19 protein-coding genes are annotated in these 18,270 nt (G+C 67.6%); 7 read left to right on the top strand and 12 right to left on the bottom strand.

Going from position 1 to position 18,270, the window contains the following annotated elements:
* The first annotated feature begins 44 nt into the window (after window positions 1–44).
* The 3 genes from sppA (at window position 45) to DVH23_RS13975 (ending at window position 3,154) form a co-directional block, all read left to right on the top strand.
* Complete coding sequence (sppA, locus tag DVH23_RS13965) at window positions 45–1,043, top strand: signal peptide peptidase SppA (protein WP_114578046.1); 999 nt, start codon at window positions 45–47, stop codon at window positions 1,041–1,043.
* Window positions 1,044–1,146: 103 nt separating this feature from the next.
* Window positions 1,147–2,331, top strand: a complete 1,185-nt coding sequence (locus DVH23_RS13970) for a DUF373 family protein (RefSeq protein ID WP_114578047.1) — start codon at window positions 1,147–1,149, stop codon at window positions 2,329–2,331.
* Between the two features lie 49 nt (window positions 2,332–2,380).
* Window positions 2,381–3,154 (top strand): diphthine--ammonia ligase, encoded by a 774-nt coding sequence (locus DVH23_RS13975; RefSeq protein ID WP_114578048.1) that lies wholly within the window; start codon window positions 2,381–2,383, stop codon window positions 3,152–3,154.
* On the opposite strand, the gene DVH23_RS13980 is transcribed toward DVH23_RS13975, so the two are convergent.
* Window positions 3,155–4,126 carry a sugar phosphate nucleotidyltransferase gene (locus DVH23_RS13980; RefSeq protein WP_114578049.1) on the bottom strand — a complete coding sequence of 324 codons (972 nt, stop codon included), beginning with the start codon at window positions 4,124–4,126 and terminating at the stop codon, window positions 3,155–3,157.
* Between the two features lie 82 nt (window positions 4,127–4,208).
* Between DVH23_RS13980 and DVH23_RS13985 the strand changes: the two genes are divergently transcribed.
* Window positions 4,209–4,505, top strand: coding sequence for a transcriptional regulator (locus DVH23_RS13985; protein ID WP_114578050.1), 297 nt, complete (start codon window positions 4,209–4,211; stop codon window positions 4,503–4,505).
* 64 nt (window positions 4,506–4,569) lie between these two features.
* Window positions 4,570–4,947 (top strand): hypothetical protein, encoded by a 378-nt coding sequence (locus DVH23_RS13990; RefSeq protein ID WP_114578051.1) that lies wholly within the window; start codon window positions 4,570–4,572, stop codon window positions 4,945–4,947.
* Here DVH23_RS13990 and pstB (DVH23_RS13995) read toward each other — a convergent pair.
* The 9 genes from pstB (DVH23_RS13995) to DVH23_RS14035 all read right to left on the bottom strand — a co-directional run bounded on the left by pstB (DVH23_RS13995) (window position 4,944) and on the right by DVH23_RS14035 (window position 14,390).
* The gene (pstB, locus tag DVH23_RS13995) at window positions 4,944–5,804 is read right to left on the bottom strand and encodes a phosphate ABC transporter ATP-binding protein PstB (protein WP_114578052.1); all 861 of its coding nucleotides are present in this window, start codon (window positions 5,802–5,804) and stop codon (window positions 4,944–4,946) included. The genes DVH23_RS13990 and pstB (DVH23_RS13995) overlap by 4 nt on opposite strands.
* Window positions 5,805–5,843: 39 nt before the next feature.
* Complete coding sequence (gene phoU, locus DVH23_RS14000) at window positions 5,844–6,524, bottom strand: phosphate signaling complex protein PhoU (RefSeq protein WP_114578053.1); 681 nt, start codon at window positions 6,522–6,524, stop codon at window positions 5,844–5,846.
* Window positions 6,525–6,526: 2 nt separating this feature from the next.
* Window positions 6,527–7,414: a phosphate ABC transporter ATP-binding protein PstB gene (pstB, locus tag DVH23_RS14005; protein ID WP_114578054.1), complete on the bottom strand. Its 888-nt coding sequence runs from the start codon at window positions 7,412–7,414 to the stop codon at window positions 6,527–6,529.
* A gap of 4 nt (window positions 7,415–7,418) precedes the next feature.
* Window positions 7,419–9,146, bottom strand: a complete 1,728-nt coding sequence (gene pstA, locus DVH23_RS14010) for a phosphate ABC transporter permease PstA (protein WP_224827028.1) — start codon at window positions 9,144–9,146, stop codon at window positions 7,419–7,421.
* A gap of 37 nt (window positions 9,147–9,183) precedes the next feature.
* A complete protein-coding gene (gene pstC / locus DVH23_RS14015; RefSeq protein WP_114578055.1) occupies window positions 9,184–10,131 on the bottom strand; it encodes a phosphate ABC transporter permease subunit PstC in 948 nt (315 codons plus the stop codon).
* A gap of 44 nt (window positions 10,132–10,175) precedes the next feature.
* Window positions 10,176–11,420, bottom strand: coding sequence for a PstS family phosphate ABC transporter substrate-binding protein (locus DVH23_RS14020; protein WP_114578056.1), 1,245 nt, complete (start codon window positions 11,418–11,420; stop codon window positions 10,176–10,178).
* Between the two features lie 188 nt (window positions 11,421–11,608).
* Window positions 11,609–12,481, bottom strand: a complete 873-nt coding sequence (gene pstA, locus DVH23_RS14025) for a phosphate ABC transporter permease PstA (protein WP_114578057.1) — start codon at window positions 12,479–12,481, stop codon at window positions 11,609–11,611.
* Window positions 12,481–13,404, bottom strand: coding sequence for a phosphate ABC transporter permease subunit PstC (gene pstC / locus DVH23_RS14030; protein ID WP_114578058.1), 924 nt, complete (start codon window positions 13,402–13,404; stop codon window positions 12,481–12,483). The genes pstA (DVH23_RS14025) and pstC (DVH23_RS14030) overlap by 1 nt, the downstream gene beginning before the upstream one ends.
* On the bottom strand, window positions 13,401–14,390 hold the full coding sequence (locus DVH23_RS14035; protein WP_114578059.1) for a PstS family phosphate ABC transporter substrate-binding protein: 990 nt from the start codon (window positions 14,388–14,390) through the stop codon (window positions 13,401–13,403). The genes pstC (DVH23_RS14030) and DVH23_RS14035 overlap by 4 nt, the downstream gene beginning before the upstream one ends.
* Before the next feature lie 206 nt (window positions 14,391–14,596).
* On the opposite strand from DVH23_RS14035, the gene DVH23_RS14040 reads away from it, so the two are divergent.
* Complete coding sequence (locus DVH23_RS14040; protein WP_114578060.1) at window positions 14,597–15,592, top strand: phosphate uptake regulator PhoU; 996 nt, start codon at window positions 14,597–14,599, stop codon at window positions 15,590–15,592.
* 16 nt (window positions 15,593–15,608) lie between these two features.
* Here the strand turns inward: DVH23_RS14040 and proS are convergent, their stop codons facing one another.
* Window positions 15,609–17,099, bottom strand: a complete 1,491-nt coding sequence (gene proS / locus DVH23_RS14045) for a proline--tRNA ligase (RefSeq protein ID WP_114578061.1) — start codon at window positions 17,097–17,099, stop codon at window positions 15,609–15,611.
* Window positions 17,100–17,214: 115 nt separating this feature from the next.
* Between proS and DVH23_RS14050 the strand changes: the two genes are divergently transcribed.
* A complete protein-coding gene (locus DVH23_RS14050) occupies window positions 17,215–17,454 on the top strand; it encodes a PRC-barrel domain containing protein (protein WP_114578062.1) in 240 nt (79 codons plus the stop codon).
* Window positions 17,455–17,863: 409 nt separating this feature from the next.
* On the opposite strand, the gene DVH23_RS14055 is transcribed toward DVH23_RS14050, so the two are convergent.
* Complete coding sequence (locus DVH23_RS14055; RefSeq protein ID WP_114578063.1) at window positions 17,864–18,238, bottom strand: 30S ribosomal protein S8e; 375 nt, start codon at window positions 18,236–18,238, stop codon at window positions 17,864–17,866.
* Window positions 18,239–18,270 lie beyond the last annotated feature (32 nt).

Here is an 18,270-nt window from a genome sequence, read left to right on the forward strand (position 1 = left end):
GTACCCGACCACGTGGAGAGAGCGGACCGGCCGGGGGCCGGCGCGTGAGTAGCGTCCGGTCGGCGGGCCGGATCACGGTGGTCGCGGCCGTCGCCGGCGCGGTCGCGCTCGCCGGGATCGTCCTCTTCTGGTGGCTCCCCGACTCGACCGTCGAACTAGCGGGGATCGTCCTCACGCTGGGTCTCGCCGTCGTCGGCGTGCGAGTCGGCGGCTCGATTGCCGACTCGGTGTTTCCCGGCTACGACGTCGCCGAGGTGGCGGTCGAGGGACCGATCACCCGCGACGGCGGCGGAGGCGGGCTTCCCTCCTCCCCGCGGGGGACCGGTGCCGACGACGTCGTAAGCGAGATCGAACGCGCCGATGCCAGCAACGCCGAGGCGCTGATCGTGCGCCTGAACACGCCCGGCGGCCAGGTCGTCCCGAGCGAGGACATCCGGCTCGCCGCGGCGGAGTTCGACGGGCCGACGATAGCCTACGCGACGGACGTCTGTGCCAGCGGCGGCTACTGGATCGCGAGCGGCTGTGACGAGCTGTGGGCCCGCGAGGCCTCCATCGTCGGCTCGATCGGCGTCGTCGGCTCGCGGGTCAACGCGAGCGAACTCGCCGACAAGCTGGGGCTCTCCTACGAGGGCTTCACGGCGGGCGAGTACAAGGACGCCGGCGTCCCCCTGAAGGAAATGGACGATGACGAACGGGCCTATCTCCAGGGACTGATCGACGACTCCTACGCCCACTTCGTCGAGCGCGTCAGCGAGGGCCGGGGCCTGGATCCCGAGTTCGTCCGGGAGACCGAGGCCCGGGTCTACCTGGGCAGCGACGCCGTCGAGAACGGGCTCGTCGACGAGCTGGGGACCCGCGAGGCCGTCGAGGAGCGGGTCGCCGACCGCCTCGGCCGCGAGGATGTCGCAGTCGAGGAGTTCGAGCCCTCCCGCTCGCTCGTCGAGCGGATGGGAACCGGCGCCCGGGGGGTCGCCTACGCGTTCGGGGCCGGCCTCGCGGGGCTCGTCGACCGCGGCGGCAACGGGTTCCGGTTTCGCCTCTAACGTCCGCGAGAACGCGGGACGGTGGCGTCGCCGCGAGCGGTGACCGGGCGGTCGGAGCGGTCGAGTACGTGGTTTTATCGTCGCGGGGAACCCACCGGGAGCCGTGACAACGCTCGTCGTCTGTCTGGATCGGACCGACGACGTCGGCCGCAAGACCGGGCTGCACTCGCCGGTCGTCGGCTGGGAGGCCGTCCGCGCGCTGGTGACCGACGTCGGCCTCGCCGATCCCGAGGACTCCGGGGTCAACTCCCTGCTCGAGACGCTCCGGGTTGCCCAGGGGCTGCGCGACGACGACGAGGAGACCGTCGTCGCCGTCGTCTCGGGCGACCGCGAGTCGATGGTCCGGGCGGATCGGGCGGTCGCCCGCCAGCTCGACGAGCTGATCGCCGACCACGACCCCGACTCGGCGGTCGTGGTCATCGACAGCGCCGAGGACGAGCGCCTGGTCCCGATCGTCGAGAGCCGGGTCCGGGTCGACAGCGTCGATCGCGTGGTCGTCCGCCAGGCCAGGGACATCGAGTCCACCTACTACCTCATGAAGCAGTTTCTGGCCGACGAGGAACTCCGCCAGACCGTTCTGGTTCCGATCGGACTCACCCTCCTCGTCTTCCCGATCCTCGCGATGGTCTTCGAGTTCTCCCCCGCGGAGGGCGCCGCGGCGATCACGACCGTCATCGGCCTCTTCCTGCTCTACAAGGGGTTCAGCGTCGACGACGTCCTCGGCGGGTTCGCCCGCCAGGCCCGCCGGTCGCTGTACAGCGGTCAGGTCTCCGTGGTGACCTACGTCGTCGCCGCCGGGCTCACCGCCGCCGGCCTCTTCGCCGGCGGGCTCGGCGTCTCGACGCTAGAGGACCCCCAGGGCTACTTCATCCCGGCGATGCGGTTTGCCTTCGACAGCGTCCCCTGGCTCGCCGCGGCCGCACTGACCGCCAGCGCCGGCCGACTGCTCGACGAGGCGATCGACGAGGAACCGATCCGGGGATCGTACATCAACCTCCCCTTCGTCGTCGTCGCCGTCGGCCTCGTCGTCCGGGGGTTCTCCGCGTACTTCCTCGAACAGGCCGACCTCATCGGACCCCTGACCGTGAGCGCCGCCGACCTGGGCGTGCTTTCCGTCGAGAGCTTCGCGGTCGGCGGCGGCAACCGCCTCGCGGTGTTCGTCGTGGGCGGGGTCCTCCTGAGCCTCGTGGGGGTGAAAGTCGCCTCCGCGCTCCGCGGGGTCGACCCTTCAATCGAGGAGCCCGAGATCGCCGACGGCGGCTCGGATTCGGACTCCCATCGGCAGTGAGCGCTCGCGAACCCGCCACGCCTTTGTCCGCGCCGCCCCGAGACGACGCATGGACGGGATCGGGACCGAGGACGACGCGGGTAGCGACGCAGGCGACGACCGGACCGACGGAGGCGCGTGGGTCGGGCTCTTCTCGGGCGGGAAGGACTCCTCGTGGGCGGTGTATCGGGCCATGGAGCGCGGTCTCCCCCTCTCCCGGCTGGTGACGGTCCACCCCGCGGGCGACTCCTACATGTACCACGTCCCGGCGACCGAACTCGCTTCCCTCGCCGCCGAGAGCATCGGGATCCCCCTCGTCGAGGTCTCGCCCGACGACTTCCACGCGGAGGAGGCGAGGGATTCGGGCCGCCAGGGCGACGCCGAGCTCGAGCCCCTCGAGGTGGCTCTCGCCGACGTAGACGACGAACTCGAGGGCGGGCTCGCGGGCGTCACCGCCGGCGCCGTCGAAAGCGAGTACCAGACGAGCCGGATCGAGGCGATGTGCGGGCGTCTCGATTGCGAGCTGTACGCGCCGCTGTGGCGCGAAGAGCCCCGGGAGCTCGCCGAGGCGATGCTCGAGGCGGGGTTCGAGATCGTGATCGTCCAGGTCGCCGCCGAAGGCCTCGATGAATCCTGGCTCGGGCGCCGGCTCGACCGCGACGCCCTCGCCGAACTGGAGGCCCTCAGCGAGGAGTACGGCGTCCATCTGCTCGGCGAGGGCGGCGAGTTCGAGACGCTCGTCGTCGATGGCCCCCACATGGACCGCCGGATCGAGCTCTCGTCCAAACCGGTCTGGGAGGGCACCCGGGGACGGCTTCGGGTGACCGACGCGGCTCTCGAGTAGTCAGCGATCGCCGTTCGTGATCCTCGTGTGGGCGCCGATCAGCGCGCCCGCGAGGTCCAGCCCCTCGAGTACGGTGCCCTCGTCGATGATCGACCGGCGGACGTCGGCGTCCCGGATCGTCGCCTCGGGGAAGACGAGCGAGCCCTCGAGGTGGCTCCCCTCGACGGTCGCACCGTCCATCACGTGGACGTCCGCCCCGATCGTCGAGTCCTCGACGCGTGCGGTGTCGGCGACGATCGACTCCCCCTCCAACTGCCAGCGGACGGCCTCGAGGTAGCTCTCTGGGGTGCCGATGTCGAACCAGGCGCCCTCGAAGGTAAAGGCGTAGGTCGGCTCCCGGTCGACGAGCCACTGGACGAACCAGCCGGGCTCGTCGGGGTTGTTGTCGCCGGCGAGGTACTCCGAGAGCAGCGACACCGACTCCCGGGGAAAGGCGTAGCAGGCGATCGAGACGAGCGTGCTCGCCGGGTTGTCGGGCTTCTCCTGGAAATCGACGACCCGGTCGCCCTCCAGCTCGACGAGCCCGTAGGATTTGGCCTTCTCTACGGAACCGACGTCGTAGGCGGCGATCGTCGGCCCACCGCTCTCCTCGAAGAAGTCGAGGAAGTCGCCAACCGCGAAGCTCATCAGGTTGTCGCCCGCGATCACGAGCAGGTCGTCGTCGACGCCCTCGCGGGAGACAAGTTGTGCGAGGGCGCCGACGACGCCGAACTTCTCGTCTTCGGCGCTCGTGTCCTCGACCGACAGAGTGGGTTTCTCGAACTCGCTTTCGGCGAGGTGGTCCTCGAAGCTCTCCGCGAACCGCTCGTTCGTGGAGACGAACACCTCCGAGATCCGGTCGTCGCCCTCCAACTCCTCGAGGATCCGGTCGATGACCGTCGAGTCGCCGATCGGGAGGAACATCTTGGGCCGATCCTTCGTGATCGGCCACAGCCTGGTCGCGTACCCGCCCGCGAGGACGACGGCCTTCATACACGCACCTCGCCCTCGGGCCGTAAGTCGTTTCGCCATGTCGTCTCGGAAGACCTATTCCGGTCGGGCGTCCGTGCTCTCCATGCGCGAGGCAGACGAGACCACCCGCGAGCGGATCCGGGCGGCGCTCGCCGAGGAGCCGGCCACCCCGAGCGAACTCGCCGCCCGGTTCGACCTCACCCCCTCGGTCGCGCTCGCCCACGTCGAACACGTCGCCCGGTCGGCCGAGGGCAATGGCGAGACGGTGATGGTCGCGCCGCCTGCGTGTACGGACTGCGGGTTCGACGGCTTCGACGACCTCCTGAATCGTCCCTCCCGGTGTCCCGACTGCAAGAGCGAGGCCGTCGCCGAGCCACGGGTGACGATCGGGAGCGAATAGACCGATGGCGACAGCGCTATTTACCGCGGCGGAGAGGAAGCCGGTAGGAACGCGAGCGACTCACATGACGACGACCACACCGACCCCACCCGATCCCGGGCCCGACGGAAACCGTGCGGCCCTCGTCGCCTCGCTGCTCGACTGGCTCGAGACGCGAGACCGGACGCCCGCGGAGCTCTCGCTCGTCCTCGATACCGTCTCGAACCGGCGCCGGCGGGTCACGATCGACGCCCTTCGAGCCCACGGCGAGGCGCTGACGCTACCCGACCTCGCCGAGGAGGTCGCCGTACGCGAGTTGGATCGCCCCCTGACCGAGATCGAGCCAGAAATTGTGACCGAGATCTACGCCTCGATCTACCACGATCACCTGCCGCGAATCGAGGACGCCGGGCTCGTCGCCTACGAACAGGAACGCGACCTCGTGGTGCCGGCCTTCGACTAACCGAACTTGCCGGTGATGTAGTCCTCGACCCGGTCGTGTTCGGGGTTCTCGAAGATCTCGTTCGTGTCCCCGGCTTCGACGAGTTCGCCGCCCGTGAGGAACACTGCCGTTTTATCCGAGATCCTGGCTGCCTGCTGCATGTTGTGGGTGACGATGACGACGGTGTACTCCTGGGCCAGTTCCTCGACCAGATCCTCGACCTTGGAGGTGGCGACCGGATCGAGCGCCGACGCGGGCTCGTCCATCAGGAGGACTTCGGGGTCGGTCGCGATGGCGCGGGCGATACACAGCCGCTGTTGTTGGCCCCCCGAGAGGTCCAGCCCGGATTCGTCGAGGCGGTCCTCGACCTCGTCGATGAGGGCCGCGCGCTCGAGGGCGGTGTGGATCCGCTCGTCGATGTCGTCGGTCTTGCCCTGGACCTCGAGGCCGTAGGCGACGTTGTCGCGGATCGATTTGGGAAACGGGTTCGGTTTCTGGAACACCATCCCGATCTTTCGCCGGAGGGCGACCGGATCAACGTCCTCGTCGTAGACGTTCTTGCCCCGAAAGAGGAGGTCGCCCTCGACGCGGGCGACGTCGATGAGGTCGTTCATCCGGTTGATCGACCGGAGGAAGGTGGACTTCCCACAGCCCGACGGACCGATGAGGGCCGTCACCCGGTGTTCGGGAATCGTCAGGTCGATCCCCCGGAGGGCCTGCTCGTCGCCGTAGAAGACGTCTAAGTCCCGGGACTCGATGACGGTCTCGGCCCCGTCCGTGGCTCCCGACCGCTCGGGGTCGTCGTCGGTTCTCGATTCCGGTTCGGAGCGATCGGCCATCCCCGTGACTGCCCCCTGACCGGCGCCATCCGAGCTCATTGGTTCGACGTTGGGCCGCCCCAAGTTACCTGTTCCGGATCACTCCAGAAGTCGGTCGTCGCCCTCGAGGGCGTACAGGGTCCGGCCGGCGACGTTGACCGCGTGGTCGCCGACCCGTTCGATGTCGCGGACCACCAGCAACGTCCCCAAGACGGCGGCAAACGGCTTCCCGTCGCCCGCCTCGTCCCCGGAGCCGCGAGTCGTCTCCAGGAGGTGCCGGAGGACCCGGTCGGTGACGGCCCCACACCGCTCGTCGAGTTCGTCGTCGCGGTCGGCGATCGCGGGGCACGCCCCGGCGTCGCGGGCGACGAACGCCTCGATCGCACGCTCGAGGAGTTCGAGCGCGAGCGCCCCGATCCGCTCTACGTCGGCGTCGACGGTCGCGACCGCGGGCCCCGCCCCCAACGCGTATCCCGCGAGGTTGGTCGCGAGGTCGCCGACCCGTTCGAGATCGGTGACGATCGCGAACGCCGCGACGATCCGCCGCAGGTCGGAGGCGACGGGCTGGTGGAGGCGAATCAGGTCGAGACACTCGCGCTCGATCGCGAGGTACCGACGATTTACCTCCCGGTCGCGCTCGATCACCGCCTCGGCGAGGTGGGCGTCTCCGGTAAACAGCGTCTCGATGCCGGTCGCGAGTCGATCGCGGACGAGGTCGCCCATCGCGACGACGGCTTCCTCCATGCGCTCGAGACGGGGCCGGTATCGCTCGCGGGCCATCCCTATCCGAACTTGCCGGTGATGTAGTCCTCGACCCGGTCGTGTTCGGGGTTCTCGAAGATCTCGTTCGTGTCGCCGAACTCGACGAGTTCGCCGCCCGTGAGGAACACCGCCGTTTTATCCGAGATCCTGGCGGCCTGCTGCATGTTGTGGGTGACGATCACCACCGTGTACTCCTCGGCGAGGTCGGCGATGAGGTCCTCGACCTTGGAGGTCGCGACCGGGTCCAGCGCCGACGCGGGCTCGTCCATCAGGAGGACGTCGGGATCGACCGCGATGGCCCGGGCGATACACAGCCGCTGTTGTTGCCCGCCCGAGAGCTCGAGTCCCGACTCGTCGAGGCGGTCCTGGACCTCGTCCCACAGCGCGGCGTCTCGCAGCGCGCGCTCGACGCGCTCGTCGATGTCGTCGGTCTTGTCCTGCACTTTGAGGCCGTAGGCGACGTTGTCGTAGATGCTCTTGGGGAACGGGTTGGGCGACTGGAACACCATCCCGATCCTCCGCCGGAGGGCGACCGGATCGACGCCCTCGTCGTAGACGTTCGTTCCCCCGAAGCGGAGCTCGCCCTCGACGCGGGCGCTGTCGACGAGGTCGTTCATCCGGTTGATCGTCCGGAGGAACGTCGACTTTCCACAGCCCGACGGACCGATCATCGCGGTGACCCGGTTTTCCGGGATATCCATGTCGACGCCCCGGAGCGCCTGGACGTCGTCGTAGAAGACGTCCACGCCCCGGGACTCGATGATCGTCCGCCCGGGGGTCGAGTGCTCGTCCGAGTCCTCGGTCGTCACCGACGTCTCGATGAGCCCGCCGGTCTCGCCGCTCGCTTCCGCGGCATCGATCCGTTCGTTCCGACTCGGCTTCCCGTCGTCTGGTACGTTTCTGGCCATGGTATCAACTCTCTCGCTGGTACTTGTTCCGGATGAGGATCGCCGTCCCGTTCATCATCAACAGGACGACCAGCAGCGTCACGACGCCGGCGGCGAGCACGCCGTAGCGAAACTCCGGCTGGATCTCCGAGGACCACGAGTAGATCTGGCGGGGCATCGCGCTGAACCGGGAGAAGAAGCCGTTCGGCGGCGTCCGGACGCTCGCGGCCGCCCCGATCATCAACAGGGGCGCGGTCTCGCCGATGGCCCGCCCCAACGCGAGGATCGTCCCGGTGAGCGTCCCCGGAAGCGCCCGCGGGAGCACGACGTTGCGGATCGTCTGCCACTGGGTCGCACCCATCCCGTAGGAGGCCTGTCGCAGCGAGTCGGGCACCGCCCGGATCGCCTCCTGGGCGGAGATGATGACGATCGGCAGGATCAACAGCCCGACCGTGAACCCGCCGACGATCACCGTTCCGTTGCCCAGATCGAACGTCCGGACGAAGATCGCCAGCCCCAGGAGCCCGTAGACGACCGAGGGCACCCCCGCGAGGTTGCCGATGTTGATCTCGACGAGCGTGACGAACGTCCCGAGCGGCCCGGAGTTCGGGGCGTACTCCTCCAGATAGATGGCCGCCCCGACGCCCACGGGGAACGCCGAGACGACGATTACGACGAGCATCAGGATGCTGCCGACGAGCGCGGGGTAGATGCCGGCGTCGGCGGGCGACCGGGAGGTCGCACTCGTCAGGAACCCCCAGTCGAGCCAGGGATCCGGCCCGGCGAACCCGACCGTCTCGACGACGAGGGCACCGACGAGCGTTCCCGCGACGACGACGACCGGGAACCAGAGGCCGGCGAGGCCCGCACGCTCGCGGACGACGCCCTCGAGGTAGACGCCGAGCGGGAGGAGCGTCGTCGTCGCGAGCACCACCCAGTGAGCGGCGTCGATGCCGACCGTCGGGGCGACCAGCGCACCCACGAGGGCGACGGCGCCGGCCGCCGCGACCGTCTCCAGACGGCCCCGGTCGTCCTCGCGGCGCCGGGAGACGATGCGCCCGAACGCGAACGCGACCGGGAGGGTGAGCGAGACGACGAGCAATAGCCAGTCGAGCGGGAGGACGGGCAGGGAGGTGAACAGCTCCGGGACGCCCGGGAGGAGTTTCGGGGTGGAAAACGAGAGGGTGAACAGCTCCGTCCCCGTCAGCGGCGTCGCGAGCGTCCGATCGACCGAGAGGGCGGGAACCCCGAAGATCGCCACCAGCGGGGCGACGATCAGGACGGCCAGGCGCTCGAGCGCGGCGTACGGCCGGAGTCGGCGGTGGAGTTCGATCGCCCCCGCGGCGGCGACGAGCGCCAGCGCGAGGCCGAACCAGTCGGCAACGGAGACGACCTCGAGGAAGACGACGACGATCCCCGCGCCGACGAGCAGGCCGACGACCGGGAGCCCGAACGTCGCGTAGGCCACCTCGCCGGCCGGTCCCTCGCGGGTGTAGCAGTAGGCCGCGACCGAAAGCGAGGGGACGACGAGCGTCAGGAAGAAGACGAGGTGCCAGCCGGGGTCGGCGCTGAGCGGGCGGACCGCGTCGTTGACGACGTACAGCAACAGGACGCCGACCATCAGCAGTCCGAACACCGTCGCGCCGAGGGTGACGGCCTCGAACAGGGTTCCCCGAAGGCGGCTGACCTCCTCCGTTCCCGTCATCCCGGCCGATTCGGGCGGTTCGGCCGGTTCGGCGGTGCCGCCCGCCATCAGGCACACCTCCGATCCGTCCCGTCTACGCTCGCGATCATTGGTACTCCTCTCGATGCCGTGCGGCGATCGCGTTGCTGAGTAGGTTCATGGCGAACGTGATGGCAAAGAGGGTGAGCCCGAGGGCGAACATACTCTTGTACGTCGGGGAGGCCGCCCCGACGTCGCTCGTGACGGCCTGGACCATCGCCGAGGTCATCGTCTGGCCGGACTCGGCGAGGCTCCCGACGGGATCGGTCAGGTCGAACATCCGGGGGCGAAGCCCCATCGCCATCACGACGATCATCGTCTCGCCGATCGCGCGGCTGAGCGCGAGGATGAACGACGAGAAGATGCCCGAGAGGGCGGCGGGGACGACGATACCGGTCGAGACCTCGTACTTCGTCGCGCCCAGTCCGTAGCCGGCCTCCCGGAGCGAGTCAGGCACGGCGCTCATCGCGTCCTCCGACAGCGAGGAGACCATCGGGATGATCATGATGCCTACCATGATCGAGGCGCTGAGGACGTTGAACGTCCCCAGATCGAGCCCGAGGCCCCGAAGGAAGTCGGTCAGGTAGATCAGCGCCAGGTAGCCGTAGACGACGGTGGGGATCCCCGCGAGGATCTCGAGTCCCGGCTTCAACACCGACCGGGCACGCGGACTCGCGTACTCGGAGAGGTAGATCGCCGACGCGACCCCGATCGGGATCGCCACGAGCGCCGAGACGGCCGTCACCAGCAACGTGCCAGTGACCAGTGGCAGGACGCCGAACTGGTCTCTGGCGGTCACCCACGTCGTTCCGGTGAAGAAGTCGACGGGGTCGACCATCCCGAAGAACTCGACTGCGTCGACGGCGAGCGCGACGACGATAGTCACCGTCACGACGACCGACAGCGCCGCACAGAGGAACAGTACGAGACGGTACACCCGCTCGCGTGCGACCCGACTCCGCTCGCCGCCGGTCAGTTGCAAACGCGTCGACTCCGTTCGTATCTGGTCGTCCATGACGTATAATATGTGAGTGGTCTAACTGGTAGCGGGCGCTCCGATCAGCTCCCGGTGATCTCCTCTAAGGTACTGAGGTTCTCGTCGCGCAGATCGGTGCTGGCGGGGACGTAGCCGATCTCGGAGACGCGGTCGGTCTCGGAGTTCTCGATATAGAAGTTCAGGAACTCGGCGACCTCCGGGCGCTGAGCGGACTCCTCGCTCGCGTAGATGAACAGCGGGCGAGCCATCGGGTAGTCGCCGGACTGGGCGTTCTCAAGGCTCGGTTCCGTACACTCGCCGTCCTCTGACTCGCGGACCTCGACGGCCTTCACCGAGTCGGAGTTCTCGCTGTAGTAGGCGTACCCGAAGTAGCCCATCGCGTACTGGTTGTCCTGGATCCCCTGGACGATGAGGTTGTCCTCCTCGGTGGGCTCGTGTTCGGCGGTGTGTTCGTAGTCCTCCCCGATGACGTTCTCGTTGAACCAGTCGTAGGTCCCCGAGGTCGAGGCCGGGCCGAACAGCGCGATCTCCTCGTCGGGCCAATCGTCGCGGACGTCCGACCAGGTCTGTGCGCGGTCGTCGCGCCAGATCTGTGAGAGTTCGTCGAACGTCATGCAGTCGACCCAGTCCGCGTCGTTGTTGACCGCCACCGTCAGCGCGTCGCTGGCGATCTGGAACTCGACGGGTTCGACGTCGTTGGACCCGCAGTTCTCGGTCTCCGCCTCCTGGATCGGGCGCGACGCGCCGTTGATGTCGGAGTCGCCCGGACAGAAGTGGTTCTCGAAGCCGCCCCCGCTCCCGGTCGAGTCGACCGTGACGTTGACGTCGGGGTACTCCTCCATGAACAGCTCGGCGAACGAATCGGAGACGGGGAACACCGTCGAACTCCCCGTGATGATTACCTCGCCGGAGAGGTCCTCTGAGCCGCCGTTTCCGTTCCCGTTGCCGGAGTCGTTGCCACTGCCGTTGCCATTGCCGTTCCCGTTTCCGTTTCCGTTACCATTACCGTTCCCGCCGTTCCCGCCGTTCCCGCCGTTTCCGCCATTACCGTTCCCGTTCCCGTTTCCGTTACCATTGCCGTTCCCGCCGTTTCCGTTCCCGTTGCCGTTCCCGCCGTTTCCGTTCCCGTTGCCGTTCCCGCCGTTTCCGTTCCCGTTGCCGTTGCCGTTGCCGTTGCCGCCGTTTCCGTCCCCGCTCGCATCGTTTTCCGAACAACCGGCGACCGACAGCACGCCGGCGACCCCCGTCGTCGCGATGAATTTCCGCCTCGAGACGCCCCCGATCGAACGGCCGTTGTCTGCCGTCATCACCCGGATGGTTCGGAGGGTCGTAGAAATACGATGCTATGACCTCTATATATTCGACTGTAGGGATATGTCCCGATACGTACAGCGCAGTAGATCGCCTATATCCGACGATTACGGGGAACGAGAACTGTAGTGCCGATCGGTAGGCGATCGATGGTCGGCGAACTATAGAGGCCGTGAAGGGGGAACTACTGGTACCGGTTCCTGACGAGGATCGCCGCGGAGTTGATCGACAGCAGGACGACCAGCAGCGTCACCGAGGCGGCGGCGACGACGCCGTACTGGAAGGCGGTGTCGGGGTAGGAGGCCCAGGTGTAGATCTGCATCGGCATCGCGCTGATCTTGCTGAAGAGGCTGTTTGGCACCCCGAAGACGGTCGTCGGCGCCCCGATCATGATCAGCGGCGCGGTCTCGCCGATCGCCCGCCCGAGCGCGAGGATGGTTCCCGTCATGATCCCCGGCAGGGCCTCGGGGAGGACGACGTTGCGGATCGTCTGCCACTTGGTCGCGCCCATCCCGTAGGAGGCCTGGCGCCGCGAGTCGGGGACCGCTCGGATCGCCTCCCGGGCGGAGATGATGACGATCGGCAGGACGAGCAGGGAGACGGTGAAGCCGGCCACGAGCAGCGTGCCGTAGCCGATATCGAGCAGCGTGACGAACAGTCCCAGCCCCAGTAAGCCGTAGACGACCGAGGGAACGCCCGCGAGGTTCGCGATGTTGATCCGGACGAACCGCTCTACGGGTCCGTCGCCGGCGTACTCCTCGAGGTAGACCGCGGCGCCGACGCCCAGCGGGAAGGTAACGAGGGCGATCACGATCATGAGGAAGATCGAACCCACGAGCGCGGGGTAGAAGCCGGCCTCGTAGGGGTTGGGGTGGGGCGGGCTCGTCAGGAACTGCCAGTCGAGCCAGCCGACGGCGTCTCGCGTGACGTAGACGAACAGGATCCCGAGCGCGACGATGCCGACGAGCGTCGCTGCCAGCGTGAGGTACTCGAAGGCCACGTCCTTGCTCCGGCTGATCCGCCCGAACGAGTGGTCGTCCCCGGTATCGGCGGCCATCAGCGGTACACCTCCCGATAGCGCGAGGCGACGAGTTCGCTCAGCAGATTCATGACGAAGGTGATGGCAAAGAGGGTGAGCCCGACGGCGAAGAGGCTCTTGTAGGCGATCGACTGGCCCGTGACGTCGCTCGCGCCCAGTTGGACCATCGCCGCCGTCATCGTCTGGACCGACTCGAGGAAGACCCCGGCGGGATCCGTGAGATCGACCAGCCGCGGGGTCTGGCCCGCGGCGATCGTGACGGCCATCGTCTCGCCGATCGCGCGGGAAAGCGCGAGGATAAACGAGGAGACGATCCCCGACAGCGCCGCGGGGACGACGACCGACGTCGAGACGGTGAACTTCGTCGCGCCCAGCCCGTAGGAGGCCTGCCGGAGGTCGTCGGGGACCGCCGACATGGCGTCCTCGCTGATCGAGGAGACCATCGGGATGATCATGATGCCGACGACGATCGAGGCCGACAGCGCGTTGAACGTCGAGACCGGCACGAGGGCGTCGATCGCGGGCGTGATATAGACCAGCGCGAGGTAGCCGTAGATCACCGTGGGGACGCCCGCGAGCACCTCGAGGGCCGGCTTCAGGATCGACCGCGCCCGGCCGCTGGCGTACTCCGAGAGGTAGATCGCCGTCAGGAGCCCGATCGGCAGGGCGATCAGCGCCGAGCCGAACGTGATGACGAGCGTGCCCGTGACCAGCGGGAGGACCCCGAAGCTCACCGGCTCGTTCGTCGGCGTCCACCGCGTTCCCGTGAAGAACTCGATCGGCGACACCGCCGAGAAGAACTCGACGGCGTCCGCGAGCAGCGTGAGGAGGATCGCCGCGGTCGTCAGGATCGAGACGGCCGCACACACCGCGAACACGACGCGGACGACCCGGCCCCGCATCGACCGGGCGCTGTCGTGACCGAGTTCGAGACCGCTCATCCGGTCACCTCCGCGACCGCCTCCTCTAAGCGTTGGAGGTTCTCGTCGCGGACCTCCTCGGTGATCGGGACGTAGCCGACCTCGGAGACGATGTCGGTCGCCGCCCGTTCGATGAAAAAGCGCACGAAGTCCCGTACCTCCGGTTCGGCCAAGGACTGCTGTGCGGCGTACGTAAAGAGCGGCCGGGCGAGGGGCGTGTACTCGCCGTTCATCGCCGTCTCGAGGGAGGGAGAGACACAGCCGTCGCCGGCGTCGATCGCGACGGCCTTGATCGAGTCGGGGTTCTCGCTGTAAAACGAGAATCCGAAGTAGCCGATCGCGTGCCGGTTGCCCTGGACGCCCTGGACGATCGTCCGGTCGCGCTCGGTCGCGTAATAGTTGCTGCGGTGGTTCGCGTCCTCGCCGATGACCGCCTCGACGAAGTAGTCGAAGGTGCCCGAGGTCGTGTCGGCGCCGTAGAACTCGAACTCCTCGTCGGGCCACTCCTCGCGGACGTCGCTCCACCGCTGGGCGCCATCGGCCCGCCAGATCTCCCGGAGTTCATCGACGGTCAGACAGTCGATCCAGTCGGCCTCGGGGTTGACGACCACCGTCAGCGCGTCGGTCGCGACGGTGAACTCGATCGGCGTGATCCCGTTGTCGCCACACTGTTCGATCTCGCCCTCCGAGATCTCGCGGCTGGCGTTGTTGAGGTCGGTCATCCCCGGACAGAAGAAGTTCGAGAACCCGCCGCCGCTCCCGGTCTGGCTGATCGAGACGGTGACGTCCGACCGTTCCTCGTCGAACGCCGCGGCGATCGCCTCCGCGACCGGGAAGACGGTGCTGCTTCCCGCGATCGCCACCTCCCGCGGGTCGCCGCCGACCGCCGCGATCGGGTTCGACCCGAGACACCCCGAGAGCCCGGCGGTCGCCCCCGCGCCCGCGACCGCCAGAAACCCCCGGCGCGACACCCCGCGGCCGCCGCCACTCGTCGGCTCGCGTACCATCGTCCATCTATTGAGGACACCCTATCTAAATGTCCTACTATGATGTCTATATAGATCTACGTTGGACAACCGTTGGCGCACGATATCTCCGGACCGATACCGAGACACTGATCGACTAATCGCAAGAGAGAGCGGCGTTTCAGATCCGACCTTCCCTCTCTATAGCTTGTCGTAGATTTATATTCCTGGAGTCGAAACGGCGCCACATGGAGACGCGCAAGGTCCAGGTGACCGGCGGCTCGACGTACACCGTCTCGCTCCCGAAGTCGTGGGCGACCGACAACGCGGTCAGCGGCGGGACGACCGTCGAGTTCTACCCCGAGGACGACTCGCTGGTGCTCACCCCCGAGAGCGACGCCGACCGCCAGCGGGGCACCTTGGACGTCACGAACCTCGAGGGCGAGCGGCTCACGCGTGCCGTGATGACGATGTACGTCAGTGGCTTCGACGTCATCAGCCTGGAGGCCGGCCGGATCACCACCGACCAGCGACGCGCGATCCGGGAGGCGACCCAGGGACTCGTCGGCGTCGAGGTGTTAGAGGAGACGACCGACAGCGTCGTCATTCAGGACCTACTCGACTCCTCGGAGCTCTCGATCGTCAACGCCGTCACCCGGATGCGCCTGATCGCGGGCTCGATGCTCGAGGACGCCGTCACCGCCCTCGTCGAGGACGACGACGACATCGCGAGGGACGTCATCGAGCGCGACGACGACGTCGACCGCCTCTGGCTGGTCGTCTCCCGGATCTTCCGAGCGACGCTTCGTTCGCCCCGTGCTGCCGAGGAGTTGGGTGTTCCCCGGGAGGACTGCTTCGACTACCACTCGAGCGCCCGCCAGCTCGAACGGATCGCCGACCACGCGGTCAAGATCGCCACCCTCGCGCTCAAGCTAGAGGAGATCCCCGAGGAGGTCGCCGAGGCCCTCGTCGCGCTCCGCGAGGACGCCTTCGACGTCCTCGAGAAGTCGATGGACGCACTGTTCGCCGAGGAGAGCGCGGAGGCGACCGAACTCGGCCACGCCGCTCGCGAGGCGATCCTCGAGATCGACGAGCACGCACGCGCGATCGACGAGATGCTGCGCGAACTCGACCCCATCCAGGCTCAGTCGCTGGGGCTGATCGTCGACTCGTTGTCGCGAAGCGCCGACTACGGGGGGAACGTCGCAGAGACCGCCCTCCAGAAGGCCGCGCCCCGGCCCTGATTCGCGCCGCTCGCGCTCAGTACGTCCGCGCGAAGTAGGCGACCTCCTCTGCGTGGTCGCCACAGACCCCACACTCCTCGCTCTCGGGTTTCTCGACCTCGCCCGCGGTCTCGCCGCCCTCCGCTTCCAGGGGCTGGAGGACGATCTCGGCGGCCATCTTCTCCTTGATCGCCTCCTCGCAGGCCTCGTCGCCACACCACGGCGTCTTCACGTAGCCGCCGTGGCGTCCGAGGGTGCCCATGATATCCTCCGGGGCATGGGCTTCCCGAACGTTGTCGTCGAGACGTTCCGCTGCGGCGTCGTACAGCTTGTCGTAGATCCGATCGAGATGGTCGTCGACGGCGTCGACGATCCCCTCGCGCCCTTCGACGCCCTCCTCCTTGTCCGGCCGGTGGACGAGGGTGACCTCCTCGTCTTCGACCTCGTAGGGGCCGATCTCGAGTCGCAGGGGGACGCCGTTCAACTCGTGTTCGTTGAACTTGAAGCCGGGATTTCGCTCGTCGCGGTCGTCGAGCTCGACCCGGAACCCGGCCTCCTCGAGTTCGTCGGCGATCGCCGCCGAGTACTCGAGGACCTCCTCCTGGGTGTCTTCCTGCCAGATGGGAACGATGGCGATCTGGGTGGGCGCGACCGTCGGGGGCAGTACGAGCCCCTGGTCGTCGGAGTGAGTCATGATCAGTGCGCCGAGTGCCCGCCACGACAGGCCCCAGGAGGTGGTGTACGCCGTTTGCTCTTCTTCGTCCTCGCCTGCGAACGAGATGTCGAACGCCTCTGCGAAGCTCTGGCCGAGGTGGTGGCTCGTCCCGCCCTGGACCGAGCGCCCGTCGGGCATTAGCGCCTCGACCGTCGTCGTCGTATCGGCGCCGGGGAACTTGTCGTGTTCGGGCTTCTTGCCCCGGAGAACGGGAATGGCGAGCACGTCCTCGTACACCCGCTCGTACTGGCCGAGGCGGGTCCAGACCTCCGCCCAGGCGCCCGCATCGTCGGCGTGGGCGGTGTGGCCCTCCTGCCAGAGGAACTCCTTGGTTCTAAAAAAGGGCTTGGTCTCGGTGGCCTCCCACCGGACCACGGAACACCACTGGTTGAGCCGCATGGGGAGGTCGCGGTGGCTCCGGACCCAGTCGGCCATGAAGGGCGCGATGATCGATTCGCTGGTGGGTCGCACCGCAAGGCGTTCCTCGAGTTCGTCGTGGCCGCCCTGCGTGACCCACGCGACCTCGGGGTCGAACCCCTCGACGATCTCCTTTTCGCGCTCGAGGAAGCTCTCGGGGATGAACATCGGGAAGTAGACGTTGTCGACGCCGGTCTCCGCGAACCAGCCGTCGAGGGCGTCCTGGATTGCCTCCCAAAGCGCGTAGCCCCGCGGTTTCGTCACGATGAAGCCGCCCATCGGGGCGTAGTCGGCAAGCCCCGCCTTCCGGACGACTTCGGCGTACCACTCGCCGGGTCTGTGCGATTTGGACTCGGTGATCCCGAGTTCCTGGCTCTCTTGGCTCTCCTCGCTCATACTACCCAGTCCGTCAGCGCAGGCTTAAACGATGCGAAGGTGTGGCGGTCGATGGCGGGGCAATCAGGCAGGTGCAAGCCCCGGTTACAGGGGTCAGGAGCCGAAATCGCGGGGTATGTCAGCGAGGTTCACCGACGAGGACGAGGGAAAACCGGTTGTCAACGCCGACGGCGAGAAGGTCGGCATCGTCAAGAGCGTCGAGGGCGGCACCGCCTACGTCGATCCGGACCCGAACGTCGCGGACACGTTCAAGTCCGCGATGGGCTGGGGCGACTCGGGCGAGGACACGTACGCCCTGAAGGAGAGCAACGTCGAAGCGATCACCGACCGGGAGATCCAGGTCCGGCGGCTGTAGGCAGAGCACTGGCAGGTCCCCGTCTTCGACGACCATCTCCGATAGCCGTGAGTCCGCTCGACTCACCGGGTGAATCCGAGAGGTGGGTTCCGGGATTCGTTCCGAATCCCCGTTACTTCGAGCGTGCCAACCTTTTGCGCTGCGCTCCCTCGCAGTGCTCGGTCGCTCGGCAAAACGTCGATGAAAAGCACGGCGTCACCCCCTCAGCCGCGCCTTTGGCGCGGCTTCGAGGGATTACTCGGCCCGCTCGCTCACTCCGTTCGCTCGCGGCTGTCGGGCTTGCCACCGCCTGTACGTAACGCTGTTCAGCTGTGTGGAAGGAAATCGCTACGGAACATCGAGGGGCGGTCTGCTGGTAGAGGTGAGGATCTCGTGGAACTCGAGGAGACGGTGGTCGACGAGAAAAAACTCAGTCCAGCGCGACGGCGTTGACCTCGCCGGTCTGGCCCGGACGCGAGGTGACGCGGGCGCGATCGGCCTCGTCGGTCTCGATGACGGCGCCCTTCGTGATGATGTTCCGCCGGACGTAGTTGGGGTTGGCGTCGTTCTCGACGACGTCGATGATCGTCGCCGTCCGCGTCTCGCCGCCGACGTGGACGTTCGCGACGTCGGTCGCGAGCGCGCGGGTCTTGGTCCCGTTGCCCCGGACGTCGACGGTCTTGAAGCGGCCCTCCCCGACCTGGGTCTCGGTGGGGAGCCGGCCGAGCTGGTGTTTCTTCCGGCTTCGGGTGTCCTTCAGTCGGCCGCCGGTCCGCTTGCGCGTCGAGCGTCCCTGATCCTGCATACCCCCGACGAGGCCGGGGACGTACTTGAATG

The sequence above is a fragment of the Saliphagus sp. LR7 genome (assembly GCF_003344565.1).
Taxonomy (GTDB): Archaea; Halobacteriota; Halobacteria; order Halobacteriales; family Natrialbaceae; genus Saliphagus; species Saliphagus infecundisoli.

Coding starts and splice junctions, on each gene's coding strand:
- proS (WP_114578061.1), bottom strand. CDS start 17,099: ATGAGCGAGGAGAGCCAAGAGAGCCAGGAACTCGGGATCACCGAGTCC.
- pstA (WP_114578057.1), bottom strand. CDS start 12,481: ATGGCCGCCGATACCGGGGACGACCACTCGTTCGGGCGGATCAGCCGG.
- DVH23_RS14040 (WP_114578060.1), top strand. CDS start 14,597: ATGGAGACGCGCAAGGTCCAGGTGACCGGCGGCTCGACGTACACCGTC.
- phoU (WP_114578053.1), bottom strand. CDS start 6,524: ATGGCCCGCGAGCGATACCGGCCCCGTCTCGAGCGCATGGAGGAAGCC.
- pstC (WP_114578058.1), bottom strand. CDS start 13,404: ATGAGCGGTCTCGAACTCGGTCACGACAGCGCCCGGTCGATGCGGGGC.
- DVH23_RS14055 (WP_114578063.1), bottom strand. CDS start 18,238: ATGCAGGATCAGGGACGCTCGACGCGCAAGCGGACCGGCGGCCGACTG.
- DVH23_RS13980 (WP_114578049.1), bottom strand. CDS start 4,126: ATGAAGGCCGTCGTCCTCGCGGGCGGGTACGCGACCAGGCTGTGGCCG.
- pstB (WP_114578052.1), bottom strand. CDS start 5,804: ATGAGCTCGGATGGCGCCGGTCAGGGGGCAGTCACGGGGATGGCCGAT.
- DVH23_RS13990 (WP_114578051.1), top strand. CDS start 4,570: ATGACGACGACCACACCGACCCCACCCGATCCCGGGCCCGACGGAAAC.
- DVH23_RS14035 (WP_114578059.1), bottom strand. CDS start 14,390: ATGGTACGCGAGCCGACGAGTGGCGGCGGCCGCGGGGTGTCGCGCCGG.
- pstB (WP_114578054.1), bottom strand. CDS start 7,414: ATGGCCAGAAACGTACCAGACGACGGGAAGCCGAGTCGGAACGAACGG.
- DVH23_RS14020 (WP_114578056.1), bottom strand. CDS start 11,420: ATGACGGCAGACAACGGCCGTTCGATCGGGGGCGTCTCGAGGCGGAAA.
- DVH23_RS13985 (WP_114578050.1), top strand. CDS start 4,209: ATGCGCGAGGCAGACGAGACCACCCGCGAGCGGATCCGGGCGGCGCTC.
- pstC (WP_114578055.1), bottom strand. CDS start 10,131: ATGGACGACCAGATACGAACGGAGTCGACGCGTTTGCAACTGACCGGC.
- DVH23_RS13975 (WP_114578048.1), top strand. CDS start 2,381: ATGGACGGGATCGGGACCGAGGACGACGCGGGTAGCGACGCAGGCGAC.
- pstA (WP_224827028.1), bottom strand. CDS start 9,146: ATGGCGGGCGGCACCGCCGAACCGGCCGAACCGCCCGAATCGGCCGGG.
- DVH23_RS14050 (WP_114578062.1), top strand. CDS start 17,215: ATGTCAGCGAGGTTCACCGACGAGGACGAGGGAAAACCGGTTGTCAAC.